This is a genomic window from Brevibacterium sp. RIT 803, assembly GCF_016892625.1.
GTDB lineage: Bacteria > Actinomycetota > Actinomycetes > Actinomycetales > Brevibacteriaceae > Brevibacterium.
Genome location: NZ_JAFEMW010000001.1, coordinates 694,455 through 720,421, shown reverse-complemented (window position 1 = coordinate 720,421; position 25,967 = coordinate 694,455). Strand labels below are relative to the sequence as shown.

Genomic DNA, 25,967 nt, shown 5'->3' with positions numbered 1-25,967 from the left:
TCTCGACGCTCAGCTCTGCTGTCGATGAAACCTGTCCCTCGCCGAGGTGGGGCCGAGGTTCCAGCCCGGCGCTCCCGGGGCGCCGCTTCGGCACTCCTCGGGCGCCGGCATCGGCGGTGTTGGGGCTGAGCTGATACAGTCGTGGGCAATGACATGGGGTGCCTGACGCCATTCGCGTGAGGCTGAGAGAACACCCATCGAACCTGATCTGGGCCATACTAGCGAAGGGATCGTCATGGTTGACTTCGACCTGCGTTCTGCCGATGCACGACTGCGTGCGAACAATCCACTCATCCAATGCATCACGAACACAGTCGTGCAGCAATTCAGCGCCAACGTGCTCCTGGCCATCGGCGCCGCTCCGGCGATGCTCGACCACGACGCCGACGCCGCACAGTTCACCCGCATCGCCGGTGGCCTGCTGATCAACTTCGGCACCGCCACGAACCAGCAGTTCCTCGCCGCCGACGCCGCCATCGATGCAGCCAACGAAGACTCCAAGCCGTGGGTGCTGGACCCGGTGAGCATCGGAGCCGTCGACTTCCGCACCACTCGAATCCGCCGCGCGGCGAACTCTTCACCCACAGCCATCCGCGGAAACGCCTCCGAGATCGCAGCCCTGGCCGGTATGGGTGTGGGCGGGCGAGGTGTGGATTCCACTGACGAAGTCGATGCGGTGATTCCCGCCGCGGCTGCACTGGCCCGGTCCACCGGTGCGATCGTTGCCGTCTCAGGACCAAGGGACGCGATCGTCGCTCACATCGACGGTGCCGATCGTGTCGTCCGCCTCGACGGGGGCCACTCCTATATGCCACTTGTCATCGGCACAGGGTGCTCTCTCGGCGCAGTCACCGCCGCCTACCTTGTGGGCGCAACGACCGCCTCGGCGAGGTTCGAGGCTGTCGTTGCCGCTCACGCTCACTTCAAGGTGGCTGGTGAAGCTGCCGCTGAGGGTGCGCGCGGACCCGGCAGCTTCTCCGTGAACTTCCTTGACGCGCTGCACACGGTAACGGGCGAGGAGCTGGCAAGTCTCCAGGTCGAAGTGGGCATGGTCGCTGCAGGCACGATCGCAGCAGGCACGATCGAGGCCGACGCGATCGAGGGAGCACAGTCATGAGCCCCTCGGTTCCCGAGGTGAATTCCCGTCTGACTGGAATCGATTCTCGGCTCTACCTCGTCACAGACTCGGCCCAGTGCCGAGAAGCCGGACGCAGCGTTGCCGACACCGTCCGCGAAGCTGTGGCCGGGGGAGTGGGGATCGTGCAGGTCCGGGACAAGGACATCGACGACGATGCGTTCTACACATTGACCCGCGAGGTCATCGCTGCCGTCGACAGCGCGGTGGCCGACAGTGCGAGCGTCGACTCTGCTTCGGCAGGCACGGACCGCCGGGTGCCCGTCGTCCTCAACGACCGCGTCGCCGTCGCCCAGCGCCTCCTTGGCGAAGGTTCGCGCGTCCACATCCACGTCGGTCAGTCGGACACTCCGGTCGAACAAGTGCGCGAACTCATCGGCTCCGAACCGCTCATCGGGCTCTCGGCGGCCAACAGCTCCGAATTCGCAGCCGCTCGGGACTCCGGTGTTGTCGACCTCGTCGGAATCGGGCCTGTCTACGACACCACGACGAAGTCCGATGCACCCGATGGGATCGGGCCGGACCGCCTCGGCGACTTGGTGAGTGAAGCAGGACTTCCGGCGGTCGCCATCGGAGGAATCAGCACTGCTCGTGCCTCCGAACTGCGCGGCCGGGGACTGGTGGGGATCTGCGTGGTCTCTGCCATCTGCCGTGCCGAGGATCCGCGTGCTGCAGCCGAGGAACTGCTCGCGGAATTCGGTGACGGACCTGCGGAGGCGACGCGATGACCACGCGTCCACCCATCGCACTGTCCATCGCCGGCACCGACCCCAGCGGGGGAGCCGGCATCCACGCCGACCTCAAGACTTTCACGGCACGCGGGGTGCTGGGCACCACGGCCATCACGGCACTGGTTGCGCAGAACACGCACGGCGTCTCGCGGGTCTACGGAATCGACGATGATTTCGTCTCGGATCAGCTCGACTGCATCCTGGACGATATGCCCGTCGACGCCACGAAATCGGGGATGCTCGGCTCACGGTCCCTCGTGGAACTCGTCGTCGCGCGAGCGGCTCAGAACCAGCTGGGCTTCTACACCGTGGACCCGGTCATGGTCGCGACCTCCGGGCACCGCCTCCTCGAGGTCGATGCCGTGGCCGCGGTCCGTGACCACCTGCTGCCGGTCTCCGACCTCATCACCCCGAACCTGCCCGAGGCGGCGCTGCTGATCGGTGACGATGAGCCGGTGGCGCAGAATCCACAGGAGATGTTGACCCAGGCCAGACAGCTTGTCGACCGTGGGCCCCGCGCGGTGCTGCTCAAGGGCGGGCACGCGATCGAGGGTGACGTCGCTGACGTTCTCGTCACCGCCGAAGGCACGGTCACCGAGTTCACCCATCCGCGAGTGGCGACCCCGAACACCCACGGCACCGGGTGCACATTGTCGGCCGCAATCACCGCCGAGGTGGCTGTGCTCAAACGTGAACGTGCAGTTGACGAGGTGGGTTCGGATCTGCTCCACGAAGCCGTCGACAATGCCCTGAACTATCTGGCCCGGGCGCTGAAGTCCGCCGCGGACTGGCAGGTCAGCCTGGATCCGAAGGGCGCACACGGTCCAGTCGACCACCAGGTCGACATCATCCGCTGCTAGAACAACCAGCTGAACACCCAGTCCAGCTTGCCATCCGGGAACCGCACAATGACGCTTCGGGACCGCCGTGGTCCCTTGAACAGGGGAGATATCAATGACGACAGACTTTTCCGCAGGGCCCCAGACCACTCAGCTGTGGGACCGAGTGCGGCCGATAGTTGAGGAGATCGAGAGGCTGCCGTTCCTCGGCCAGCTGGCCGACGGCAGCTTGGACGTGAAGGCGTTCACGAACTACATCATCCAGGACGGCATCTACCTCAACGGCTATGCCAAGGCGATGTCGTTCCTCGCTGCGCGTGCCAACGACCGTGACGAATCACGATTCTGGGCCAGCTCCGCCGCCGAAGCGATCTCGGTGGAAGAGGAGATGCACGGAGAGCTGCTCGCCGATTCCCGTCTGGCCACAGCCCACGAGGACCTGGTCAACAGCGGGGCCGGATTCCGAGCCTCACCGACGACCATGGGATATGTGTCCTACCTCGTCGCCACGGCCGCCAGCCGCTCTTACGGCGAAGGTGTGGCCGGAGTGCTCCCGTGCTTCTGGGTGTACGCGCACATGGGCAAGGTGCTCGTCGAGCGGGCAGGAGCGATGAGCGCGGACCACCCGTACCGGACCTGGGTGCAGACCTATGACTCACCCGAGTTCGACGAATCGACCCGGCAGGCTGTCCAATTGCTTGAGCAGGAACTCACCAATGCCCCCGCCGAGGTGGCCGCACAGATGCGTGCCACCTTCGAACAGGCCTGTGTGTACGAGCTTCACTTCTGGGCTTCGGCGCATGCGCTGCAGGACTGGGACGCCGGAGTGTTCGTGCCGCAGAGCTGAGCACCATTCGCCGGTGACGAAGCTTGGCCGGGATCTGCGGATCTTGCGGTGCAAAGCTCGGTCCGGCAGATCGTCTCGGTTCATCTTCCGGCCTACGTTTCGGTCTATCTTTCGGGTGTGAGCTCGCGGTCGTCTCTGCCGCCGGGCTTGAGACGGCGGAAGAGATTCCACATTGCGATTGCCACGATGGCAAGGAAGACACCGGTCGGGAGGACCAGAAGGGCATCCGGCCACGATTTGCCGATCCCGACGCTGAGCGTCTGAGCCAGAGACAATGCAAACAGCAGAGCACACGCACCAGCAGTGATTCGCATGAACTCCATCAGACAGTCGAGGAGATAGACACGTTCGCCGCGTTGCAGCCAGTACTCCTTGCGAGGAATGTTGACGAGGCCGATCGGCAGCTTCTCAAATATCCACCGGATGGAGAGCACCACTGGGATGCCCACTCCTAACGGAACGAGCCATCCGAAGACTTCACTCTTTGGCGACCAGTCGTCGGGCTGACCGTTTACCCCGAAATGGCTCGGCACCTGGTCGGGTGCGCTGAACCAGAACCAGAAAGCGACACCGATGAGGACCAAGAGGGACGCCACTGCGAAGAGCAATGCGGCGGTTCCAGGGCGTCGGCTCGGGTCCGGTTTCGTTGAGGAAGGCACATTGCAAGGCTATCGGGTGCCGGGTGCCGGGTGCCGGGTGCCGGGTGCCGAATACCGGTTATCGGGCATCGGTGATCGGCGATCCCGTTGAGACAGATCAGGCCGGGTGGTTTGCTGACGGTCCGCTTCTGCCCGGGGCGATAGGCCCCAACGAACCCATTGCGTGCCATCCGCGACGCAGAGTGGTCCACAGGAGAACATGGTCGACTTCCATCAGGGGCACGCGGTCGTGTCGCGGACAGGCAAATCGTCCGACAAAGAAAACAATCGTGGCGAAGCACACCCCGATGATAAACAGAATAAGCAGATCCATGACGGCCTCCTCACGCCCGTATCGAATGCATGTCTCCATTTTCCACCCGGGTAGAAGAGAAAGATAGGGCCACCTTGCAAGAAGTGGCCTGCGTGCCGCACTCGGTTCCTCATATGCGTTTGCCCGCGAGATCATCGTCACCGAAGTCGGAAGTGACCATGTGGCCGAGATGATACTTCGACCGATTGGGGTTTTACGTCCTGACCTGGGGTGTTGCGAGTCTTTCCGATTTTTGAGCCATCAATTGATGCGAGAATTGAAGAATGACCGAACTGAAATCGAAACTCAGGGTGCAATTGGGTGAAATGAATGTATAATTGAGGGAAGAGCAACGACGATGTTGGCGAATGGACTTCAGTACCATGACTCTCACCCCCGACCGCACACCAGGAAACCCGGAAGAGCGTGACCCACGCCCCGGTCACGGTGATGCTGTGGCGGGTTCAGGTGCCGCCGATGCTTCGTCTTCTGCGGGAGAGTCGTCCTCTTCGGCAGTGGGACAGCAGTCTCTGTTCGACCAGCTCAAAGACTCCAACCTCGACCTCACCGGCCACCCACTCGCGGGCAAGTTCGAATCCCTCGCGGCCGTGCCCACCGGCGAGTCAAGCGATCAGAACGGATCGGGCGCTGAGGGTGCGGACGCCGACAGTGCGCACGCCGAGGGTGTGCCGGCCACTGATGGCGATGAAGCTGATGGCCACGGTGAGTCAGAGGCACGTGTTTCGGAAGCCAGCGAAACAAGCGAAACAAGCGCAATTGGCGGAACCTGCGGAACTGGCGGTGCCAACGAAACCGGCGAGGTCGCTGGGACTGCAGACGACGGCAGGACTGTCGAGGCTGCCAGCACTCCAGCCGCCAATACTTTGGGTGACGACTCAGGTCCGGCTATTCCAGGTCCCGGTACCCCTGGTCCTCATCCTCTGCTTTCGAGCGAAGAGTGGACAGATCTTTCACGGTTCGCTCCCGAAGTCACGACCAGCCTCACCGCGCTCAGTGGGCTCAAGGACGGGTTGCGATCCTTTGACCGGCGGATGGGTCCTGATGATGCGATCAAACTCATCGACGGACTCGAGGCCCTGGGCCGAGTCAACGAGGCCCTATCGACTCTGGCTCTGGCCGTGTGTGAACGAGTCGGAACACCCACCGACTATGGTGCGAAAACAACGAAGGCCCTCATCCAAGACAGGCTGAATATTACCGCCCGGGAGGCCAACCGTCGGACCGATATGGCCAAGAGCCTCGGCGGGCGAGTGACTCTGACCGGGCAAGCACAGCCACCACTGTTTCCCATGGTTGCTGATGCCTTCAATGAAGGCAGACTCTCGGCCGATCAGGCCAGGGTCATCAAAGACTGTTTGACGAAGCTGCCCACGTGGGTCAGTCAGGATAATCGTGATTATGCCGAATCGACTCTCGTGGAGAAGGCCCCGAGTGTGCGGGTCCATGACCTGCGGGCGATCTTCGCTCGGATCCTGGCCCATATCGATCCCGATGGTCAGGAACCAACTGATGCCACGGATCGGACCATGTACAAGGTGACTCTGCATGCTCGTGACAATGGTGATTGGGAGATCTGTGGTCTCCTGGACCCGGTCACGGGTGGTGTCCTCAACGGGCTGCTGACGCAGAGGACGAAGATCGCGAAGAGCGTTGAGGGCAGTTTAAGTGCGGGCGGATCCGGTACGGAGTCTGGTGTCCTCGAAGACGGAACTCTCGTTGACATGACAGGTCAGAGGTTGAGTGCCCAGGAGTGGATCTACGAACGCTTCGCGACTCTCATCGGCCGCATCGATATGACGCGGACCGGTCAAGGTTCGCCCTACGCTCTGGTGGTCACAGCAAAGGCTGAAGACCTTGCCAACGAGACTGGTGCCGGGACGACGGGGACTGAGAATCCGGTCGCGATCAGTGAGCTGGTTCGTCACGGGTTGAACGGGGCGGTGTTTTTCGAACTCGTCTCACATAAGGCGAAGACGATGCAGGTGGTCACGGAGAATCGGTTCGCGAATGCCAAGCAGATCGCGGTGCTCACTGCTCGTGATCAGGGGTGTACGTTCCCCGGGTGTGATGCTCCGCCGGGGTGGTGCGATGCCCACCATATTGTTGAGTGGGCACAAGACGGTAAGACGGATGTCAATAATATGATGTTGAGTTGTTCTGCCCATCACCATCTTTTGGATAGGTCGGAGTGGGAGACGGTGATGCTCAAAGACGGCAGGCCTGCGTGGGTGCCCCCTGCATCGATGGATCCGGCCCGGCGACCGGTATTGCATGCGAGGTTCGTGGCTCAAGAAGTCATCGACAACCTCTTCAACGAGTGACTCTTCAGGTTGCTCAGGCCACTCAGGCCACTCAAGTGTAGCTGAGAGCCAAATTCTTCACCGCCGTAGATACGGCATGCGCTGCTCGATGACCCTCTTCGCCGGTGAAGTCTGCCGGGAAGGTGAAGCGCACACTGGTCTTGGCGAGATCATCGTCGATGCCCAACCCCGTGAGCACATGAGATGGCTCATCTGAGCCGACGGCGCAGGCTGAGCCACTTGAGGCAGTGACGCCCAGGCGTTCAAGCTCGAGCAGCACGGCCTCGCCGCTTGTACCTGAGAAACAGAACGAGGCGTGATTCGGAGTGCGCAACGACTCACTGCCTGTGAGGAACGCCCCGGGAACCGTGGCCAGAACCTCGGCGATGAAATCATCTCGGATGGCTTGGACACGGCCAGCGGTTTCGGTCCGCTCCGCTTCGGCGAGTTCCAACGCGGTGGCAAAGGCAACGGCGAGGGCAACGTTCTCTGTTCCCGACCGACGCCCGGACTCCTGACCACCGCCGTGGATGAGGGGTTCGAGAGGGATCCGTGCACGAATCGCAGCGACCCCGATTCCCTTCGGCGCACCGACCTTGTGCCCGGCCAGGCTCATGGCGTCGACGCCGAGCCCACCCAACGGGAGCCATCCTGCAGCCTGCACAGCATCGGTGTGGAAGAACGCGCCGGCATCGTGAGCAACCCTGGCGAGGGCTGCAATATCGGCGACCGTGCCGATCTCGTTGTTCGCGTACCCCAGGCTGACCAGGAGCGTGTCCTCGCGCAGCGCCGAACCAAGTGCTTCGACCGTGATCGTGCCATCGGGTCTGACGGGCACCTCCGTGATCTCGAACCCGTGCCGACGAACCAGGAAGTCCGCCGCGGCGAGCACCGCCTCATGCTCAAGGACAGAGGTCACGATATGGCGCCGAGCTGGCCGACCAACCGACCCCGCACCGGAGCCAGCAACGCCACCGAAGCCAGCATCGCCACCGAAGCCAGCATCGCCACGGGAGCCAGCATTGCCATCGGCTCCAGCCCCGAGAGCGATACCGATGATCGCAAGATTGTCGGATTCGGTGCCACCGCTGGTGAAGATGATGTCGGTGCTGCGCATGCCGAGCACCTTCGCCACCCGTCGACGCGCGTCCTTGAGCGCGTCTGCCGAGGTACGGCCGACCTCGTGATGGCTCGACGGGTTGCCGAACGCACCGGTCAGATATGGCCAGGCCGCCTCGAGCGCCTCCCTGCGCACGGGTGCCGCCGAGGCGGTGTCGAGGTAGAGCGGAACACCGCCGCTATTGAGGGGCGATTCGAGCGCCATATCAGCCTGCGTCCAGAATCAGGTCGAGGCCCAGGTCGATCGCACGGACACTGTGAGTCAGCGCACCCGAGGAGATGACGTCGACCCCGGTGTCGGCGATGTCTGCGACGGTATCGAGGGTGACGTTGCCGCTGGCCTCAACGATCGCACGTCCGGCGATGAGCTCGACTCCTGCACGCAGATCGGCCAGGGTGAAGTTGTCGAGCATGATGATGTCGGCGCCGCCGTCGAGCACCGCATGGATCTGCTCGAGACGATCGACCTCGACCTCGATCGTCGTCGTGTGCGATAACTGAGCCCGAGCCGACCGGATTGCGGCACTGACATCGGCGTTCTCACCAGCGAGAACAGCGAGGTGATTGTCCTTGACCATGACTGCGTCCGAGAGCCCGAACCGGTGGTTATGTCCGCCGCCGCAGACGACCGCGTGCTTTTCGAATGCCCGTAGTCCGGGCGTGGTCTTGCGGGTGTCGACGATGCGCACACCTCGACCGTCCGTGTTCGCGCCTACGGTATTCGACGATGCCGCATCGACGAAGGCCCTGGTCTGCGTCGCGATTCCGCTCATGCGCTGGCAGAAGTTCAGTGCGATCCGCTCGGCTCGCAGAACCGCACGTGCCGGCCCCGAAACCGTAGCCAATGTGTCGCCAGCTGCGAAGGCATCTCCATCGATGCTGGTGAGATCCACATCGACGCTCGGGTCGACAAGGGTGAAGGCACGAGCGAATACATCGATTCCAGCAAGGACTCCGGCCTCGCGTGCGCTCAGCTTCGCCGTCGCCGAGGCAGTGGCCGGGATGAACGTCTCACCGGTGATGTCGCCCCACGGTGCGTCCTCGTCGAGAGCACGCCGGAGTGCAGAGTCGATGGTTGTGGCGCTCAGCATGAGGCGGCCTCCTGAAGCAGGGAAGTGGTGGGAAGGGGTTCAACGGATGCCGGCTGTTGCCGCGTCGGCAGTGTGCTGGACACAGGGAAGTCGGTGCGGGTGTGGGCACCTCGGCTCTCCTGTCGGGCGAGGGCATGAGTCGCAATGTGGCGCGCGATGAGAGTGAGATTCGCGGTCTCGAGTCCCTCACGATCAGTCACCGACGGGCCTCCCTCGTGGTCTGTTGAGGACCGGCCTCCCTCACGATCCGTCAAGAACGGGCCACCCTCGTCGAGGCGGTCGAGCAGTGCCCGCAGTCCTGTTTCGTTTCGTTCCACACCGAGGTGGGTCCAGGCGAGATCCCTCAGCTCATCCCGCGGGATTGACACGGTGGCACAGGAAGCATCGCCGAGCTCTCCTTTGACGTCCGGCATCGGCTCCAGCGACATAATCGCCTCGGCCGCGCGGACACCGAATACCGCACCTTCGAGCAGGGAATTCGACGCAAGACGGTTGGCGCCGTGGACACCGGTGCAGGCGACTTCACCGACTGCGAAGAGCCTGTCGACAGAGGTTCTGCCGTCCAGGTCGGTGGCGATACCGCCCATAAAGTAGTGCGCTGCCGGAGTGACTGGGATGAGGTCGGTGGCAAGGTCGAGCCCGTGAGCTGCAAGATCGCGGGTGATGGACGGGAAATGAGCGGTCACCTTCGGGATAGCTCTGGCATCGAGATGGCAAAACGCCCCGTTCTGTGCCGCCATCGTCCGATGGATCGCCAGGGCCACAACATCACGTGGTGCGAGCTCAGCTCGGGGAACGATGTCGGGCATGAAGCGGTGGCCGTGTGCGTCGAGAAGCACGGCTCCGGCACCGCGGACCGCCTCGGAGATGAGGAACCCCGTGCCGGCAAGCGCGGTCGGGTGGAATTGAAAGAACTCCAAGTCGGCAACGTCGGCACCGGCACGGATCGCAGCGGCCAGACCGTCACCCGTCGCAGCCAGCGGATTCGTCGTGTGTGCGAAGAGCTGCCCAGCGCCACCCGTTGCCAACACCACGGCATCGGCGGCCACCATCTCGAGCGCGCCGTCGTGGAGCAGCCTGACGCCGGTGGCTCTGCCCCTATTGGTCGACTCATAGGCATCGGTACTGCCGATGCCACTGCCACTGCTACTGCTACTGCTACTGCCACTGGCACCGGTGGCGATGTCGACGAGCATCGAATGCTCACGCACAGCGATGGTCCCTGCGGTCGCCTCAGCGCGGGTGGCCGTGACCAGGGCATCTGTGATCGCTCGGCCGGTGGTATCTCCGCCGGAATGGAAGATGCGCCCCACGGAATGCGCACCCTCCATGCCCCTGGCCCAGCGCCCGGAGGCATCCGAGTCGAAGGTGACGCCGGCGGCGGCGAGTTCGAGGATTCGGTCGGGGCCCTCGGTGCACAGTACGCGGACGGCGGCCTCATCATTGAGTCCGGCGCCTGCGATCAGAGTGTCGTCGATATGCGACTCGACGCTGTCCTCGGCCGCGAGGGCACCGGCGATCCCACCTTGAGCCATGGCCGTATTCGACTCGCCCAGACTGTCTTTGGTCACGACGGTGACGTCATGTCCACCTGCCAGCCGCAGGGCGGCGGTCAGTCCTGCGATCCCGGATCCGATGATGACGATGTGAGCCATGAGTCGCTCAGATCCGGGGTTTCGCGGCGAGCATTCGCTCAAGGGACACGCGAGCGGGATCGGCCACCTCAGCGTCGACGGTGATCTGATTGATCACTGTGCCGTCGATCAGGGACTCGAGGACCCAGGCGATGTAGCCGGGGTGGATCCGATACATCGTCGAGCACGGGCACACGACAGGATCGAGACAGAAGATCGTGTGCTCGGGATGTTCGGCTGCCAGCCGTTGGACGAGGTTGATCTCGGTGCCGATGGCGAATGTGGTCGGTTCGGTCGCCTCGGCGATGGCCTTCGTGATGTAGGCGGTGGATCCGGATTCATCGGCCGCGGCCACGGTCTCCTGTGGGCATTCGGGGTGGACGATGACGCGCACATCGGGGTGATCGACGCGTGCCTTGGCGATCTGCGCGGGGGTGAAGCGCTTGTGCACCGAACAGAACCCCTGCCACAGGATGACCTTCGAGTCCTCGAGTGTGTCGGGGGAGTTGTTGCCCAGGGGCCGGGCCGGGTTCCACAGCGGCATGGCCTCAATGTCGATGCCCATGTTCAGAGCGGTGTTGCGGCCCAGGTGCTGGTCGGGGAAGAACAGCACACGCTGACCGCGTTCGAAGGCCCACTCAAGGACCACCTCGGCGTTGGAGGAGGTGCACACGATGCCGCCGTTGCGGCCGCAGAATCCCTTGATTGCGGCCGAGGAATTCATGTAGGTCACCGGGATGACGGGCACCTTGCCGTCAGAATCAGGCTCGTTGCCCAGCAACTCGGTCAGCTGCTCCCAGCAGTCCTCGACCTGGTCGATGTCGGCCATATCAGCCATCGAGCAGCCCGCAGCGAGGTTGGGCAGGATGACCGACTGCTCAGGTGTGGAGAGCAAGTCAGCGGTCTCGGCCATGAAGTGCACGCCGCAGAAGACGATCGCCTCAGCCTCGGGATGATTCTGGGCAGCCTTGGCAAGCATGAACGAGTCGCCGATGTAGTCCGCATGCTCGACGACCTCGACCCGCTGGTAGTGGTGGCCGAGGATGACGACCCGGTCGCCGAGCTTCTCCTTGGCCCGGATGATCCGCTCATTGAGCTCCTCCGTCGAGGCATCCCTGTACTCAGCGGGGATCTCACCCTGGCGTGGGGCTGCGACGGGAATCGGATCGTCCATCGAAGCGCCGGGCCCGTATCCGGGCTTGACATCGACGTCCCACGGGGCACCGATGAGGTCGGTCGAACACATATCGTCGTTCGCACCCTTCGCGGAGATGTCTTTGAGGGTGAGCTCGATCGAAGCTGTTGTGGTCATCATCGTCCTTCGCAGAGTGGAGCGGTGCTCCCATGGAATGGAGCTGCGCGCGCCTGAAAAAGGTTTGCGCAGATTTGAGCTTAATCATCAATGCTCGTAATGTAAAACACCACCGTGCGGTGGACCAGGGTCGATGATCTAGTCTGGAAACTGGCTCGCAATCCGAGTCGACCCGAACGTGAACCCGCGTGATTCGGCCGGCGCCACAGCTTGCCGCCGACTTGCGCCTACGCGGCGCTGACGATGCGCAGCCACCCAGACGAAGGCCGACCGAAGAGGATGCCCATGCCCCTGCCCCAGAATCCGATACCAGATCGTCCCGAGAGTTCCGCACCGGCAGAGCCCGAGAGTTCCGCTCCAACACGGCCTGAAAACTCCACGTCCGACCAGCCCGAGATGACTCCGCCTTACGGGGGCGGTCCCAGCCAGACTGCAGCTGCCGGTGCAGCCGCGGCCCCACCTCGGCGAGTGCGGACTCTCGACCTCATCAAGGCCAAGGCCGAAGGCCGCCGCTGGGCGATGCTGACCAGCTATGACCAGTACACGGCCGCGCTGTTCGAGCAGGCCGGGGTCGAGGCGCTGCTGATCGGAGACTCCGCGGCGAACAATGTCTACGGCCACGAGACCACGCTGCCCGTCACCGTCGATGAGCTCATTCCACTGGCACGAGCGGTCTCCGGTGCGACCTCGCGGGCGTTGATCGTCGCGGACCTGCCATTCGGCAGCTATGAGATCTCCGATGAGCAGGCGGTCGCGACGGCAGTGCGGTTCATGAAGGAAGCCGGCGTCCACGCGGTCAAGCTCGAAGGGGGAGTGGCCGTGGCCTCGAGGATCAAGGCGATCACGACCGCCGGCATACCGGTGATGGCACACATCGGATTCACGCCTCAAGCCGAGCACAACCTCGGCGGGTACAAGGTCCAGGGTCGTGGGGATGCCGGTGATGCGCTGCTGGCCGATGCTCGTGCCGTCGCCGAGGCGGGGGCATTTTCCGTGGTCATGGAGATGGTTCCAGCCGGGTTGGCTGCCCAGGTGACGGCGGAGATGGCGATTCCGACCGTGGGGATCGGCGCCGGTGCCGACTGCGATGCCCAGGTGCTCGTCTGGCAGGATATGGCGGGTCTGCGCACGGGCAAGTCGCCACGGTTCGTCAAACGGTATGCCGACCTGCATTCAGTGCTCTCCGATGCTGTCGGTCGCTATGTCGATGAGGTCAAGAGCGGCGAATTCCCCGAGCCCGAGCGGAGTTTCCAGTGATGGAGGTCGGTGGAATCCAGGCCCTGCGTACCTGGCGGAAACGGCAGTCGGGCACCGTGTCGCTGGTGCCGACGATGGGTGCCCTGCATTCTGGTCATCAGGCGCTGATGGACAGGGCCCGAGCATCGGGTGACTCGGTGGTGACCAGCATCTTCGTCAACCCGCTGCAGTTCGGTACCGACGAGGACTTCTTCCAATACCCGCGGCCCTTCGAAGCAGACTTGGAAGTCTGCGAGGCCGCCGGAGTGGATTTCGTCTTCGCGCCGGCGCTGGGGGAGATGTATCCGTCTGCGCCCGAGGTCACCGTGTCCTCCGGGCGGATGGGTGCGGTGTACGAAGGCGAAGCGAGGCCCGGGCATTTCGACGGAGTCCTCACCGTCGTGGCCAAGCTCTTCACCCTGACGGCACCGGACTCGACGGTGTTCGGCCTCAAAGACATCCAGCAGTTCTGCCTGGTCAAACGCCTGATCGCCGACCTCAACTTCGACATCGAGTTGATTGGTTTGCCAGTCGTCCGTGACGCAGACGGACTGGCGATGTCGAGCCGCAACGAATATCTGGCACCGGCGGATCGAGCGGCTGCATTGGCGATTCCTCGCGCCCTGGACGCCGCGGCCCAGGCGGCAGCCGACTGGTCTCCGAGCGATGAGCCTCCAACGGTCGTCGAGAGCGCGGCGAAGTTGGTGCTCGAACCCGCCTCCGATCGCGGTGACCTCACGCTCGGCTATCTCAGCCTTGTCGATGCACGAACTTTTCAGCCCTGTGCATCCGACTTCCGTGGGCAGGCGCTGCTGCTCGTATCCGCGACGGTCGGGGGAACGCATCTCATCGACAATGTGCCACTCGAATTCGTCAGTTCTCCATGAATTCGCGAGTGCTTCACCTTTTGCGGCATTCCTCGAATTCTCTGTTTCGGATTGGGATATTTCGATCATGTCATCGCTTCGATGCCGAATTGTGATCTGAATATATAAGAATTGTTAACATGCTGAAATGCCCATGTGGATGGGTTTGAGTGACTTTATTGATCGCGTCATTAATCGGCTTTAAGCAGTCATCCGCCCTTGTTCTGAGTGTCTGATGTGAATAGACTCCACATCAGCAACAGTGAAAATAAGAGTGTTCATTCGCGACGAATTCGAGTGATCATTCGCCTCAGCCGAAGGAGATGACGGAAATGCAAATGTCGGACTTGTGGTCGGTTCTTGCGAAAGTGGGACTGGCGATACTCATTCTTATCGTTACATGGATAATTGCATCGATCGTCAAATGGGCGATCGGAAAACTGGTGGCGAAGGTCCCGGCATTGCAGCGTGACGGCAATGATGGGCAGCAGATCGGAAAATCGATCGGGCAGATCGGGAGCCTGATCATCTGGCTGCTCGGCCTCATCGCCGTTCTGCAGCTGTTCAACCTCGACCAGGTGCTCACGCCGCTGCAGGGTCTGCTCGACGGAATCTTCGGCTTCCTGCCGAACATCATCGGTGCCGGGGTCATCTTCTTCATCGGATTCGTCTTTGCGAAGATCGCCAAGCAGCTGGTCCAGACTGCGCTCAACGCCGTCGACCTCACCAAGCTGACATCGAGGTTCAGCTCGCTGGGAGACCGCGCCACAGGAGTCGTCGGTGCATCGACGGGGGCTGAACCGCAGCACAACAACATCAATGCTCAGCAGGCCGCCTACGATCAGCCTCATCAGGGTCAGCCCGGTCAGCCGCAGCAGGGTGCCGGAAACCCGAACGCCGAGGCGAATGCCAAGATCTCGTCGCTGGCGGGCAACCTCGTCTTCGGAATCATCATCATCGTGGTGTCGATTTCGGCACTCCAGGTCCTGGGCATCGCGGCCATCTCACAGCCGGCACAGCAGATGTTGGAACTCTTCCTCAACGCCATTCCTGCCATCATCGCGGCCGGCATCCTGCTGGCCATCGGCGGAGTCATCGCGAAGTTCCTCGGCAACCTGCTCGAAGAGCTCTTGCGTGGAGTCGGCACAGATCGTGCTGTCAGCTCTCTCGGAATCGCTCCCGAGGGCACCAGCGCCTCGAGCGTGATCACCAAGATCGTCCAGGTGGCCATCATGATCTTCTTTGCGATCATGGCGACTCGGATGCTCGGGTTCCCCGAGATCACGAACATCCTCAACGAGATCCTCGACCTCGGCGGCAGCGTCCTCTTCGGCGCTGCGATTATCGCTGCAGGCTTCTTGGTTGCGGGCTTGATCGGAAAGTTCATCACGAACTCTCTTGCGAGCAAGGTTCTGCGTTACTCGGCCATCGCACTCTTCATCGCGATGGGTCTGCGTTATATGGGACTGGCCGATTCGATCATCAACCTGGCCTTCGGTGCTGTGGTCATCGGGGGTGCGGCCGCTGCTGCACTCGCCTTCGGCTTGGGCGGTCGCGATGCCGCGGCGAAGATGCTCGACAAGGTCGATGTCGAAGCCGCTGTCGACAATGACGGTGGAGCCGATCGCCATTCCGGCAGCGCCAACACCGCCGGCAGCGCCAACACCGCCGGCAGCGCCAACACCGCCGGCAGTGGAAACACCGCCGGCAGTGGAAACAGCGGAATCGGAACCGGCGGAGTCGGCGGCACCGGACACGGTGGAGCCGGAACCGCAGGACACGGTTCGGCCGGAACCGTCGGGCACGGCGGAGCCAGCGCCGGAGACGACGGTCCACTCGGTGGTCCCGGTGGCAGCGGTCCCGTACCGCCTGCCAGCTGACCAGATGACATGAAGAAGGTGCGGGCCGGGGACTATTCCCGGCCCGCACCTTCTTCGGCTTCAGTTTCGCCTGCAATACGTTCGCCTTCGTTGCGCCCGCCTCGGCGTCGCTCGGCGCTACACCGGGATGGCGATGACGGCGATGCCCATGACTACGAGGACAGCGGCGGAGACCGCTTCGATGTAGAAGTCGGTGCTCCTCCTCTGGAGGGCGGCCGCTGCCATGCCGGCGATGAAGGCGAGAAGAATCTGGTAGGCCAGCATCAACCCGATCACGACCGAGATGAGCAGCAGGTAGTCGACGCCGGCGGCGGAGGACGGCACCAGGGTCGGCATGACGGCGAGGAAGAACAGTCCCGCCTTCGGGTTGCTCAATGAAGAGAACAGGCCCCGACGATACGAGATGACCGACCGCAGCTGTCCCCACGACTTCTTCGCACCGGGTTCGGTGATCGCGTCAGTGTGGGGGCCGGCACCGACTTGGGCGCCGACCTCGGCGGTCTCAAGCTCGCCGAGGTCATCGGTGGCCGCCACGATCTCGCTGACCTGACCGCGTGGGGGTGTTCCACGCAGTTCGGTGCGGATCCGAAGAGCCTGCCGGGCAGCCAGCACGCCGAGGAGGCACAGATAGAGCCCGCCCACGACTTTGAGGACCAGCAGAGCGGCGGGGAAGGTTGTGAGCAGCGCGGAGATTCCGGTCAGCGCCGCGATCATCCAGACCGTCATGCCGGTCGCGGAGCCGAGCGAATAGATCAGCCCGGCCTTGCGGCGCAGGGCTGAGAGGCGGACGGTGAGGATCGTCTCGGGGCCGGGGGTGACGGCAAGGACGGTCGCAGCTCCGGCGATGGTGATGAGCTCGGCTCCGGTCATGGTGCTCCTTCAATGACAGCGACCAGGCAGGTGGCCTGGTCGGAGTGGCAGATGCGACGCTGCACGATGACGGCCCGAGATGCTGCGCATGAATCGTTGTGACCCGGGCGCGAAGGGCTCTTGCCCAAGTCTGCCGCAGGTCACCCCGAGAAAACAGATTGGGAAAAGCAATCATTTGCTAACGACCATTCGGCATGACCGAACGATAGTCGGCTAGTCTGGGTTCATGTGGGATCTCAATCGACTGCGCATCTGGCGGGCCGTCGTCGCCACAGGCTCCGTCGTCGACGCCGCGAGGAGCCTCAACTACACATCGGCCACGGTCAGCCAGCACATCACCACCCTGCAGAAGGCCGTCGGCGTCCCGCTCTATCGCAAGTCTGGGCGCGGCATCGAGATCACGGATCTGGGCAAGCGACTGGCCGAGGAATCCGCGGACGTCTTTACCGGTCTGAACAGGCTCGACACCGTGGTTGAGAGCTTTCGCACCGTGAATCGGCCCCGTATGCGCATCGCGGCATTCACCTCCTTCAACGCCGGGCTGCTGCCGGGGATCATCGAACCGGTCGCACTCGAGCATCCGGATATGCGCTTCGACATCCAACTCAATGAACCGGCCAAGGTCCGCCGCAGCCACTGCACGATCGAGATCCGCAGCGAAGTTCCACAGGATGACGAGGTCCACCTGCCCGGAATGACGCGCACGGTTCTCTTCGACGACGACTACCGGGTCGTGGTCTCGGACAGGCACCGGTTCGCGAAGCTCGAATCCGTCCCGTTCAAAGACCTCGAAGACCAACGGTGGGTCGACTACGACCTGTGGGCCGGTCCGACGAGCAAGGTTGTCGACCTTGCGTGCGCCGCGGCGGGATTCGAACCCCGGACGTTCGCCGCTTCGGAGGACGAGTTCGCTGCGCTGGCCCTCGTCGCTTCGAACCTGGCCATCACCGTCCTCCCGCGCCTGTCGTCTGCCCAGCTGCGACCTGGTCTGAGAGCAGTCGGCCTCACCGATCCCACGCCCGTGCGCCGCGTCGTCATGCATGTGCGTGAACGCGAAGCGCACCTGCCGCACGTGCGATCCTTCGTCACCGCCACCGAGGCGGTAGTGGCCGACTACCTGGCCCGCTGAGAGAGCGTACTGCCCAGGGAGACGCACCGTTCCTCATAGTGAGCTGAGTCTTCGGCGTCAGGGCGGTGGGATAGGCTGTTCGGGTGAGTTCTGAAATCGAAATCGGCAAAGGCAAGCGCGGTCGTCGCGGCTATTCACTCGACGATATCGCCGTCATCCCTGCTCGGCGTACCAGAGATCCCGAGGACGTATCGCTGGACTGGCAGATCGACGCCTATAAGTTCGACCTCCCATTCATCGGGGCACCCATGGACTCCGCCATGTCCCCGGAGACCGTGATCGCTCTTGGTCGGCACGGTGGCCTAGGCGTTCTCGACCTCGAAGGTCTGTGGACCCGCTATGAGGATCCCGCTCCGCTGCTGGCCGAAATCGCCCAGCTGCCGGCAGAGATGGCGACCGCGCGGATGCAGGAGCTCTACTCCGCACCCATCCAGGCAGAACTCATCACCTCTCGACTCGAACAGATCCGCGAAGCAGGAGTCACCGTCGCCGGTGCCCTGACGCCGCAGCGGACTCAGCAGTTCTACAAGACCGTCATCGATGCCGGTGTCGACATCTTCGTCATCCGCGGCACCACGGTCTCTGCCGAGCACGTGTCCTCGCAGTCCGAGCCGCTCAACCTCAAGCAGTTCATCTACGAACTCGACGTGCCGGTCATCGTCGGCGGCGCAGCCACCTACACGGCGGCACTGCATCTCATGCGCACCGGTGCCGCCGGTGTCCTCGTCGGCTTCGGCGGAGGAGCGGCGGCGACGACACGCAAGACCCTCGGGCTTCACGCGCCGATGGCCACCGCGATCGCCGATATCCACGCAGCCCGGCGCGACTACATGGATGAATCCGGCGGTCGCTACGTCCACGTCATCGCCGATGGCGGACTGGGCACCAGCGGTGAGATCGTCAAGGCCTTCGGCGTGGGGGCGGACGCCGTCATGCTCGGCACTGCGCTGGCACGGTCGACCGAGGCCCCGGGCCGCGGAATGCATTGGGGCGCCGAGGCGCATCACCCTGAACTTCCCCGCGGGCACCGCGTGGAGTTGGGAACCGTGGGCAGCCTCGAACAGGTTCTGTTCGGACCCGGACGCACCGCCATCGGCGAACTCAACCTCGCCGGCGCACTGCGCCGCGCTCTCGCGACCACGGGCTATGTCGATCTGAAGGAATTCCAGCGCGTGGATGTCACCGTCTCGCCCTATCAGCCTGGATCGGTGGTCTGATCTGTTCCGCCTGGCGCTGACCCCCAAATGGTTGGGGTCCCTGCTGTTCGTGCTCATCCTGGTCTCCTGCTTCGTCGGACTCTCCGCATGGCAGGTCGACCGGGCTCAGCACAAGAACGATGCCGTCGATTCGGCGAATGTCGAGGAGATCGTGCCGTTCAATGACGTCATGGAGGCCCAGGCCCCGATGCCGGGCATCCTGGCCGATCAGCGGGTGAGCCTGTCCGGACACTGGCTCCCGGACGATCAGGTCGTCGTCCCCGGGCGCGTCCTCGACGGGGACAAGGGCTTCTGGGTTGTGACGATGTTCGCACCCGATGATGCCCGCCTCGGCGATTCGGCCGGCGCCGATGCCTCTGACAAGACCATTGCGATTCCGGTTCTGCGCGGCTTCACCACCGATGAGGACACCGCCATGGAGTCCCGTGCGGCATCGGGCCCAGTCGAGATGACAGCACAGATTGGCCCCGTTGAGGGTCCGATGCCCGGCAACTCGCTGCCCGAGGGGCAGGTGCGCAGCGTCTCGACGTCACAGCTGATCAACCTGTTCCCCGACCTTCTGACCTATTCGGGCTTCCTCATCCCCGAAGAGGCCACCGGGGACGCCGCTTCCATCGCGACCGACGGATTGTCCTTCGTGCCGCCGACGACCACGCGGGAAGAGGGCGGATTCGATCTGCAGTCAGCTGGCTACGCGATCGAATGGCTCACCTTCGCCGTCATGGCCCTGTATATGTGGTGGCAGCTTCTGCGCGATGACTTCGTGCGCCGCCGGCTCGGCAGCGACCCCGATTCTCAGGATCCGACAAACCAAGTCGAGTATGTTGTCGTCAAGTCCGCAGGCCAGGCTTCGATCGATCCCGAGGTGATGTCGGGACTGACCGGGCTTCCCGCCCACAAGCATGGTGCGAAGAAGCCTCGCCGCGGCCGCGGCAGGCCCGCAGCAGGTGGCAGACCTGCAGCAGGCGGCAGCGACGGCGCGACCGACGACGACTCGAACCACACCAACGCCAATTCGACCAACACCACCCCGACCGGAGGAAACTGAGCGTGAGCGAAGAACCCGAGTCCCTGGATTCCCGCCCCGACTTCGATGACGGCGACGTGTGGAGTGTCAAGCGCTTCACCTCGGCGCGCAACGCCCTGAAATTCTATCGGGTGATGGCCATCATCACGGGAACGATGCTCCTCATCCTCACCGTCGAGATGATCTACAAGTACCTCATCGCCGCTGATCCCTCGACGGCACTGAACTTCGGCGGCTTCAACCTGGCCGCCGCGATCGCGATCTGCCACGGCTGGTGCTACGTCGTCTACCTCATCGGCTGCTTCTGGCTCAACCAGCAGATGCGTTGGACGCTGGGCCGTTACATCGTCTTGGCCCTGGCCGGTGTGGTCCCGGTGATGTCGTTCATCCTCGAACGCAGAATCAACCGTCAGGTCGAAGCCGAGCTGGCAGCGGCCGTGGTGGTCGCTCCCAAGAGCTGAGGCCAGTAGTTGGGCACTGGGTGCCCGGTGTTTAGAATTGGGTCATGACGCAAACCCAGAGCACACAGGTGCCTCCTGTCCTCGTGGTCGATTTCGGTGCGCAGTACGCGCAGCTCATCGCCCGACGGATCCGCGAGGCCGGACTGTATTCCGAGATCATCGCCCATGACGCACCGGCCGCGGAGTTCGCGGCCAAGAATCCGATCGCCATCGTGCTCTCGGGGGGACCGTCGAGCGTCAACGACGAAGGCGCCCCCGGATTCGACACCGCTGTCTTCGAGCTCGGCGTGCCCACCATGGGCATCTGCTACGGCTTCCAGCTCATGTCGACCACCCTCGGCGGACGAGTCGCTAAGACGGATAAGCGCGAATACGGTTCGACCCCGGTGACGGTCTCCAGCACCGGTTCGCTGCTGGCCCAGACACCGAACAGCTACAAGGTCTGGATGTCTCACGGAGATTCCGTCGCCGAGGCGCCTGCTGATTTCGATGTGCTCGCTTCGACCCCGGACACCCCGGTCGCCGCCTTCGAGTGCGCGGCACGCAAGTTCGCCGGTGTGCAGTGGCACCCCGAGGTCCTCCACTCCGAGTACGGACAGCAGATCCTCGAGAACTTCCTGTTCGATGTCGCCGGACTCACCGCCGACTGGACCAATGCTTCGGTCATCGACGAGCAGATCGAACTGATCCGGCAACGCGCCGGTTCGAAGAAGGTCATCTGCGCCCTCTCAGGCGGAGTCGACTCCTCCGTGGCCGCGGCTCTGGTTCACGAGGCCATCGGTGATCAGCTCACCTGCGTCTTCGTCGACCACGGTCTCCTGCGTGAGAACGAACGAGAACAGGTTGAGAACGACTACGTGAACTCGATCGGCGTCCGTCTGGTCACCATCGACGCGCGTGAGCAGTTCCTCTCCGAACTCGCCGGCGTCACCGATCCGGAAACCAAGCGCAAGATCATCGGCCGCGAGTTCATCCGCACCTTCGAGCAGGCCGCAGCCGACCTCGTCCTCGAGGCCAAGGACGAGGGTGAAGAGATCGGCTTCCTGGTCCAGGGCACGCTCTACCCTGACGTCGTCGAATCCGGTGGCGGATCCGGGACTGCGAACATCAAGAGCCACCACAATGTGGGCGGGCTGCCCGATGACATCACCTTCGAACTCATCGAACCCCTGCGCGCCCTGTTCAAGGACGAGGTCCGCGCCATCGGTCGTGAGCTCGGAGTCCCGGATGCCATCGTCTCCCGCCAGCCGTTCCCCGGCCCCGGACTGGGAATCCGCATCATCGGCGAGGTCACGGAGGACCGTCTCTCGATCCTGCGCCGTGCCGATGTCATCGCCCGCGAAGAACTGACCAAGGCCGGCCTCGACGGAGAGATCTGGCAGTGCCCTGTCGTCCTCCTCGCCGACGTCCGATCTGTGGGAGTCCAGGGCGACGGACGGACCTATGGCCACCCGGTCGTGCTGCGCCCGGTCTCCAGCGAAGACGCGATGACCGCGGACTGGACGCGTGTTCCCTACGACGTCCTCTCCGTCATCTCCAATCGCATTACGAACGAGGTCGACGACATCAACAGGGTCGTCCTCGACGTCACCTCCAAGCCTCCGGGCACCATCGAATGGGAATGATTCTGTTCCCCGACTACAACTACTGAACAGTGTTCAGTTAAGGTGGATGGTGCCCGAATAAGTCTCGGGTGCCACCTCACCATCGGAGAACTCATGTCACAAGCGCACACCGCCAGCACCGCCTCGGCGAGGGGATCGCGGAGCAATTCAGCTGGCAGGGCCGGCGATATCGCGCTGATCGCGGTCTTCGCCGCTCTGCTGGCGGCGTTCGCAATCATGCCCCCGGTGCCGGTGGGTCCGGCCGGTGTGCCGATCACCCTGCAGACCTTCGCCATCGCACTCTGCGGCCTGGTGCTGGGGCCGTGGCGCGGTGGAGCGGCCGTCTTGCTCTACGTCGTCCTCGGCCTGCTCGGTCTGCCGATCTTCTCCGGCATGAGCGGCGGCATCGGCGTGCTCGCCGGTCCCAGCGCCGGGTACATCACCTCGTTCACGCTCTACGCCCTGGCCACAGGATTCGTCGCCCGCTGGGCCATTCGTCGCTTCCGCGGAAAGAAACTGTGGGTCGCGTTGTTCCTCGGGGCGCTCGGCTCGAGCCTGCTGCTCAATCATCCACTCGGAATCCTCGGGATGTCGATCAACGCCGACCTGCCCCTGGGCGTGGCCGCCGTCGCCGACCTTGCGTATTGGCCCGGCGACAGCATCAAAAACGTCCTCGCCGTGTCCGTCGCGATCCTTATCCACCGGGCATTCCCCGATGTCCTCCGGCGCCGAGGCGGCCCGACGTTGGTGCCGAACGCGCGGACTGCGGGTGCCGGCTCCGCGGGTGTCGGCTCCGCGGGTGTCGGATCCAAAGGAACCGGCGTTGAGGGTGCAGCCGAAGGCACCGCGGCACAGTGATCTTCGGACGCAGACAAGATCCCGGTTCCGCAGGACCGGCGACGGAGCAGATCTCATTCTCCGAAGTCTCGGTCGGAGTTCTCGACGACAGCCCGACCGGCGATGTCTACCGCCCGATACTGACCGACGTCAACCTCACTCTGGACGAACCGATGGTCGCGATCATCGGTGCCAATGGGTCCGGGAAGTCCACGCTGCTGCAGCTGTTCAACGGGCTGGTCACAGCCAATTCCGGTCGAGTTCTCATCGACGGACTCGACCCGGTCGAGGAGGCCAAGCAGGTCCGCTCGCGGGTGGGCTTCGTCTTCACTGACCCTGCCGCGCAGCTGGTCATGCCGACTCCCCTCGAAGACATCGAACTCTCCCTGCGCAAGCGCTTCCCGAAGGCGGAGCGCCGCGCTGCTGCCCTGGCCGTGCTCGAGGAACTGGGCATCGCTGACCTGGCTGAACGCAGTGTCTACGAGCTCTCCGGCGGACAGCGGCAGCTCGTGGCTCTGGCAGCCGTTCTGGCTGTGGACCCGCAGATCCTGGTCCTCGACGAGCCGACCACGCTGCTGGACCTGCGCAACAAGGAGAAGCTGCGGACACTCCTGGCAGACCTTGTCGTCCGCCGAGGCGTGCGCGTGATCTTCTCGACCCACGATCTCGATTTCGCCGGGCTGGCCGACCGTGCCCTGGTCGTGGATTCCGGCCGCATCGTCCATGACTCGAACCCTGCCGAAGCGACCCGAATGTACCGTGAGCTGATCATGAGTGACTCCTCGTGAGCAGCCGGTTCCGGGCGGGCAGCCGGTCCCGTGCCGGTATTCGGCCACGACCTCAGCTGTTCGGGAAGGTGGCGCACACTCCCGGTTGGCTGCACAGAACAGCTCCAGGGGTGAAGCTTGCTGTCATCGCCCTGATCGGAGTCGTCGCACTGATCTTCCGCGACCCGGTCATCAACTGGTCGATGTTTGCAGTCCTCGTGATCCTCGGCTTCACTGCCAGGCTGAGACCGCATCACTTCCTCAAGACCTGGATCTATGCGGCAGTGCTGATCATCATCGTTGTGGCCATGCAGTACTTCTTCGGATCGCTGCGCGCCGGCCTCACGGTCGGCGGCACCGTCTTCGCCTGTGTGCAGGCCGCGCTGCTGCTGACATTGACCACAACCGTGGCGCAGCTGCTCGACACCTTCACTGTGATCGTCTCACCGCTGCGATTCCTCGGCGCCAGTCCTGACACGATCGCTCTGACTGCAAGCCTCATGGTCCGCGCCATCTCCCATATCTCCGGACTGTTGGGGGAAGCGGACCGTGCTGCCCGAGCCCGCGGCCTCGACTCGAGCATCAAGGCCAGAGTGATCCCCGCGATCCTCCGCTCGGTGAAGTACGCCCAGGACACGGGCCGGGCACTCGATGCTCGCGGAATCGTGGACTGAGCCCAGGCCTAGCGGGCTCGAGGTTTCGCCCCTGACACGGCATAGCGCGCGGCGATTGTGCGCGCGGCCTCATCGACGGCTCGTAGCTGTTCGTCTTCGGTGATCGACCACGTATCGTGGACGAGGCGCGGCCAGAAGATCGCCGAAGCGATCATGCCCAACAGTTGCGCGGATGCGATTTCTGGGTCCTCTATAGCTGCGGTTCCCGCGGTGTGCGCAGCTCGCAGATAATGGTCGAGCTGCGTAAGAACAGGCAGAGTGCCGAAGTCAAAGGTCCGCTCGCGCAGTTCCGGAAACCTTGGTGACTCGGCGATCACAGTCCGCATGAGTGCGACCATGTGAGGCTGGGTGAGCAGCGTGGCGTACGCGCGACCCAGCACCGATAGGCCGGCCTGAAAGTCGTCGGCGGGGAGGTTGAGTGTTGTTGTGGCTGGCGCATTGCCTGCCGTAAGGACTGTCGCTTCGAAGAGTTCAGCCTTGGTCGGGAATTGCTTGAATAGGGTTGCCTTTGAGACGCCCGCCATTTCGGCGACTCGTGCCAGTGACGTGCGGTCGTATCCGAGGTCGAGGAACAAATCTACGGCAGCGTCGAGGATGGCGGACCGGTTCGCTTCGGCGACTTCGCGGTGATAGGCGGAGAGCTTGCGTCGCATGCTCTAAGTATTCCATGAGGTAAGTCGGTTGACTCACCGTCTTTTTTTGGGTAACTTTCGCAATGGTGAGTCATATAGCTCACCATTAAGACTGAGGGGCAGTTGATGACACGTGTAATAGTTCATGCAACAGTGACGGTCGACGGATTTCTTGCGAAGGCAGACGGTGGGATTGACTGGATGTTCGGTCGGCCCTCAGCCCCTGAAGACGATGCCGTGGTCGAGAAGGTCATCGGGCGGATCGGCGCTGTCGTCGGGGGAGCGAACAAGACGCAGACTATCGAAGACGACGAGATTCCGTACGGCGGCATGCTGAAAGTGCCTGTGTATCTGATGACTCACACCGCTCGGGAACCGATCGAGCGGGACGGCACCATGTTCACCTTCGTGGTCGACGACATCGGCCAAGCGATCGAGATGGCAAAGCGAGCCGCGGGCGAAAAGTGGGTCAGTCTGCTTGGAGGCAGCATTTCCCGACAATGCCTCCGGCTCGGGTTTGTCGACGAGATCCACCTCGACGTCGCGCCGGTCCTGATCGGTGAAGGCATCTCTTTGTTTGCCGGTCTGGGCCAACAAATCGAACTGGAGCGCATCGAGACATCAGCCTTTGCGAGCGAGACCCATCAGCGCTATCGCGTCCTGGGCTGATCAAGGCTTGACTGTCTGAGACATGAGCCAGAGGCCCGGCCAACCTCCTGGTGCCATGTAGCCACGCATGCAGGAAGCGGATGGATTCCCAACCGAATCCCACTGCTGATTGCGCCGT

At 63.3% G+C, this 25,967-nt stretch carries 24 protein-coding genes and 1 riboswitch; of the genes, 17 read left to right on the top strand and 7 right to left on the bottom strand.

What is annotated here, in order from left to right:
- Positions 1–144 precede the first annotated feature (144 nt).
- Positions 145–248: riboswitch (TPP riboswitch) on the top strand.
- From thiM to JTF07_RS03305, 4 genes are all read left to right on the top strand, one after another.
- Complete coding sequence (gene thiM / locus JTF07_RS03320; protein WP_204232883.1) at positions 236–1,117, top strand: hydroxyethylthiazole kinase; 882 nt, start codon at positions 236–238, stop codon at positions 1,115–1,117. (Overlaps the previous riboswitch by 13 nt.)
- Complete coding sequence (thiE, locus tag JTF07_RS03315) at positions 1,114–1,863, top strand: thiamine phosphate synthase (RefSeq protein ID WP_204232882.1); 750 nt, start codon at positions 1,114–1,116, stop codon at positions 1,861–1,863. The genes thiM and thiE overlap by 4 nt, the downstream gene beginning before the upstream one ends.
- Positions 1,860–2,726, top strand: a complete 867-nt coding sequence (gene thiD / locus JTF07_RS03310; RefSeq protein WP_204232881.1) for a bifunctional hydroxymethylpyrimidine kinase/phosphomethylpyrimidine kinase — start codon at positions 1,860–1,862, stop codon at positions 2,724–2,726. Before thiE ends, thiD begins: the two co-directional genes overlap by 4 nt.
- 94 nt (positions 2,727–2,820) lie before the next feature.
- A complete protein-coding gene (locus JTF07_RS03305; protein WP_204232880.1) occupies positions 2,821–3,552 on the top strand; it encodes a TenA family protein in 732 nt (243 codons plus the stop codon).
- Between the two features lie 104 nt (positions 3,553–3,656).
- Here JTF07_RS03305 and JTF07_RS03300 read toward each other — a convergent pair whose 3' ends face one another.
- Positions 3,657–4,211: a DUF1648 domain-containing protein gene (locus JTF07_RS03300; RefSeq protein ID WP_353843858.1), complete on the bottom strand. Its 555-nt coding sequence runs from the start codon at positions 4,209–4,211 to the stop codon at positions 3,657–3,659.
- Between the two features lie 675 nt (positions 4,212–4,886).
- Here JTF07_RS03300 and JTF07_RS03295 point away from each other — a divergent pair.
- Positions 4,887–6,845 carry a DUF222 domain-containing protein gene (locus tag JTF07_RS03295; RefSeq protein WP_252199239.1) on the top strand — a complete coding sequence of 653 codons (1,959 nt, stop codon included), beginning with the start codon at positions 4,887–4,889 and terminating at the stop codon, positions 6,843–6,845.
- A gap of 31 nt (positions 6,846–6,876) precedes the next feature.
- Here JTF07_RS03295 and JTF07_RS03290 read toward each other — a convergent pair whose 3' ends face one another.
- From JTF07_RS03290 to nadA, 4 genes are read right to left on the bottom strand one after another with little or no spacing between them, the layout of a single operon-like run.
- Positions 6,877–8,148: a cysteine desulfurase family protein gene (locus JTF07_RS03290; protein WP_204232878.1), complete on the bottom strand. Its 1,272-nt coding sequence runs from the start codon at positions 8,146–8,148 to the stop codon at positions 6,877–6,879.
- A 1-nt stretch (position 8,149) separates the two neighbouring features.
- Entirely contained in the window at positions 8,150–9,034 is an 885-nt protein-coding gene (gene nadC, locus JTF07_RS03285; RefSeq protein WP_204232877.1) for a carboxylating nicotinate-nucleotide diphosphorylase, read from the bottom strand.
- Positions 9,028–10,689: an L-aspartate oxidase gene (gene nadB, locus JTF07_RS03280; RefSeq protein WP_204232876.1), complete on the bottom strand. Its 1,662-nt coding sequence runs from the start codon at positions 10,687–10,689 to the stop codon at positions 9,028–9,030. The genes nadC and nadB overlap by 7 nt, the downstream gene beginning before the upstream one ends.
- Positions 10,690–10,696: 7 nt before the next feature.
- The gene (gene nadA, locus JTF07_RS03275; protein WP_204232875.1) at positions 10,697–11,980 is read right to left on the bottom strand and encodes a quinolinate synthase NadA; all 1,284 of its coding nucleotides are present in this window, start codon (positions 11,978–11,980) and stop codon (positions 10,697–10,699) included.
- Positions 11,981–12,376: 396 nt separating this feature from the next.
- Here nadA and panB point away from each other — a divergent pair, with 396 nt between their 5' ends.
- From panB to JTF07_RS03260, 3 genes are all read left to right on the top strand, one after another.
- Positions 12,377–13,237, top strand: coding sequence for a 3-methyl-2-oxobutanoate hydroxymethyltransferase (gene panB, locus JTF07_RS03270; RefSeq protein WP_252199237.1), 861 nt, complete (start codon positions 12,377–12,379; stop codon positions 13,235–13,237).
- On the top strand, positions 13,237–14,103 hold the full coding sequence (gene panC / locus JTF07_RS03265) for a pantoate--beta-alanine ligase (RefSeq protein ID WP_204233567.1): 867 nt from the start codon (positions 13,237–13,239) through the stop codon (positions 14,101–14,103). The genes panB and panC overlap by 1 nt, the downstream gene beginning before the upstream one ends.
- A 302-nt stretch (positions 14,104–14,405) precedes the next feature.
- Positions 14,406–15,962, top strand: a complete 1,557-nt coding sequence (locus JTF07_RS03260) for a mechanosensitive ion channel (RefSeq protein ID WP_252199235.1) — start codon at positions 14,406–14,408, stop codon at positions 15,960–15,962.
- Between the two features lie 117 nt (positions 15,963–16,079).
- Here the strand turns inward: JTF07_RS03260 and JTF07_RS03255 are convergent, their stop codons facing one another.
- On the bottom strand, positions 16,080–16,832 hold the full coding sequence (locus tag JTF07_RS03255; protein WP_204232873.1) for a LysE family translocator: 753 nt from the start codon (positions 16,830–16,832) through the stop codon (positions 16,080–16,082).
- Between the two features lie 226 nt (positions 16,833–17,058).
- On the opposite strand from JTF07_RS03255, the gene JTF07_RS03250 reads away from it, so the two are divergent.
- From JTF07_RS03250 to JTF07_RS03215, 8 genes are all read left to right on the top strand, one after another.
- Positions 17,059–17,961, top strand: coding sequence for a LysR family transcriptional regulator (locus JTF07_RS03250; protein ID WP_204232872.1), 903 nt, complete (start codon positions 17,059–17,061; stop codon positions 17,959–17,961).
- Positions 17,962–18,044: 83 nt separating this feature from the next.
- A complete protein-coding gene (locus tag JTF07_RS03245; RefSeq protein ID WP_204232871.1) occupies positions 18,045–19,178 on the top strand; it encodes a GuaB3 family IMP dehydrogenase-related protein in 1,134 nt (377 codons plus the stop codon).
- Positions 19,138–20,226 carry an SURF1 family protein gene (locus tag JTF07_RS03240; RefSeq protein ID WP_252199234.1) on the top strand — a complete coding sequence of 363 codons (1,089 nt, stop codon included), beginning with the start codon at positions 19,138–19,140 and terminating at the stop codon, positions 20,224–20,226. The genes JTF07_RS03245 and JTF07_RS03240 overlap by 41 nt, the downstream gene beginning before the upstream one ends.
- A 2-nt stretch (positions 20,227–20,228) precedes the next feature.
- Entirely contained in the window at positions 20,229–20,666 is a 438-nt protein-coding gene (locus JTF07_RS03235; RefSeq protein WP_198396843.1) for a DUF3817 domain-containing protein, read from the top strand.
- A gap of 44 nt (positions 20,667–20,710) precedes the next feature.
- Positions 20,711–22,291, top strand: a complete 1,581-nt coding sequence (guaA, locus tag JTF07_RS03230; RefSeq protein ID WP_204232870.1) for a glutamine-hydrolyzing GMP synthase — start codon at positions 20,711–20,713, stop codon at positions 22,289–22,291.
- A 93-nt stretch (positions 22,292–22,384) separates the two neighbouring features.
- A complete protein-coding gene (locus JTF07_RS03225; protein ID WP_204232869.1) occupies positions 22,385–23,128 on the top strand; it encodes a biotin transporter BioY in 744 nt (247 codons plus the stop codon).
- On the top strand, positions 23,125–23,895 hold the full coding sequence (locus JTF07_RS03220) for an energy-coupling factor ABC transporter ATP-binding protein (protein WP_204232868.1): 771 nt from the start codon (positions 23,125–23,127) through the stop codon (positions 23,893–23,895). The genes JTF07_RS03225 and JTF07_RS03220 overlap by 4 nt, the downstream gene beginning before the upstream one ends.
- Positions 23,892–24,548, top strand: a complete 657-nt coding sequence (locus JTF07_RS03215; protein ID WP_353843857.1) for a CbiQ family ECF transporter T component — start codon at positions 23,892–23,894, stop codon at positions 24,546–24,548. Before JTF07_RS03220 ends, JTF07_RS03215 begins: the two co-directional genes overlap by 4 nt.
- 8 nt (positions 24,549–24,556) lie before the next feature.
- On the opposite strand, the gene JTF07_RS03210 is transcribed toward JTF07_RS03215, so the two are convergent.
- Positions 24,557–25,201, bottom strand: coding sequence for a TetR/AcrR family transcriptional regulator (locus JTF07_RS03210; RefSeq protein ID WP_204232867.1), 645 nt, complete (start codon positions 25,199–25,201; stop codon positions 24,557–24,559).
- A gap of 105 nt (positions 25,202–25,306) precedes the next feature.
- Between JTF07_RS03210 and JTF07_RS03205 the strand changes: the two genes are divergently transcribed.
- Positions 25,307–25,849 carry a dihydrofolate reductase family protein gene (locus tag JTF07_RS03205; protein WP_204233564.1) on the top strand — a complete coding sequence of 181 codons (543 nt, stop codon included), beginning with the start codon at positions 25,307–25,309 and terminating at the stop codon, positions 25,847–25,849.
- The last annotated feature ends 118 nt before the right edge of the window (positions 25,850–25,967 follow it).

Coding starts and splice junctions, on each gene's coding strand:
- thiE (WP_204232882.1), top strand. CDS start 1,114: ATGAGCCCCTCGGTTCCCGAGGTGAATTCCCGTCTGACTGGAATCGAT.
- JTF07_RS03290 (WP_204232878.1), bottom strand. CDS start 8,148: ATGGCGCTCGAATCGCCCCTCAATAGCGGCGGTGTTCCGCTCTACCTC.
- nadB (WP_204232876.1), bottom strand. CDS start 10,689: ATGGCTCACATCGTCATCATCGGATCCGGGATCGCAGGACTGACCGCC.
- panB (WP_252199237.1), top strand. CDS start 12,377: ATGACTCCGCCTTACGGGGGCGGTCCCAGCCAGACTGCAGCTGCCGGT.
- JTF07_RS03305 (WP_204232880.1), top strand. CDS start 2,821: ATGACGACAGACTTTTCCGCAGGGCCCCAGACCACTCAGCTGTGGGAC.
- nadC (WP_204232877.1), bottom strand. CDS start 9,034: ATGCTGAGCGCCACAACCATCGACTCTGCACTCCGGCGTGCTCTCGAC.
- JTF07_RS03260 (WP_252199235.1), top strand. CDS start 14,406: ATGACGGAAATGCAAATGTCGGACTTGTGGTCGGTTCTTGCGAAAGTG.
- JTF07_RS03225 (WP_204232869.1), top strand. CDS start 22,385: ATGTCACAAGCGCACACCGCCAGCACCGCCTCGGCGAGGGGATCGCGG.
- JTF07_RS03255 (WP_204232873.1), bottom strand. CDS start 16,832: ATGACCGGAGCCGAGCTCATCACCATCGCCGGAGCTGCGACCGTCCTT.
- JTF07_RS03240 (WP_252199234.1), top strand. CDS start 19,138: ATGTCACCGTCTCGCCCTATCAGCCTGGATCGGTGGTCTGATCTGTTC.
- panC (WP_204233567.1), top strand. CDS start 13,237: ATGGAGGTCGGTGGAATCCAGGCCCTGCGTACCTGGCGGAAACGGCAG.
- nadA (WP_204232875.1), bottom strand. CDS start 11,980: ATGACCACAACAGCTTCGATCGAGCTCACCCTCAAAGACATCTCCGCG.
- JTF07_RS03210 (WP_204232867.1), bottom strand. CDS start 25,201: ATGCGACGCAAGCTCTCCGCCTATCACCGCGAAGTCGCCGAAGCGAAC.
- JTF07_RS03205 (WP_204233564.1), top strand. CDS start 25,307: ATGACACGTGTAATAGTTCATGCAACAGTGACGGTCGACGGATTTCTT.
- JTF07_RS03250 (WP_204232872.1), top strand. CDS start 17,059: ATGTGGGATCTCAATCGACTGCGCATCTGGCGGGCCGTCGTCGCCACA.
- guaA (WP_204232870.1), top strand. CDS start 20,711: ATGACGCAAACCCAGAGCACACAGGTGCCTCCTGTCCTCGTGGTCGAT.
- JTF07_RS03295 (WP_252199239.1), top strand. CDS start 4,887: ATGACTCTCACCCCCGACCGCACACCAGGAAACCCGGAAGAGCGTGAC.
- thiD (WP_204232881.1), top strand. CDS start 1,860: ATGACCACGCGTCCACCCATCGCACTGTCCATCGCCGGCACCGACCCC.
- thiM (WP_204232883.1), top strand. CDS start 236: ATGGTTGACTTCGACCTGCGTTCTGCCGATGCACGACTGCGTGCGAAC.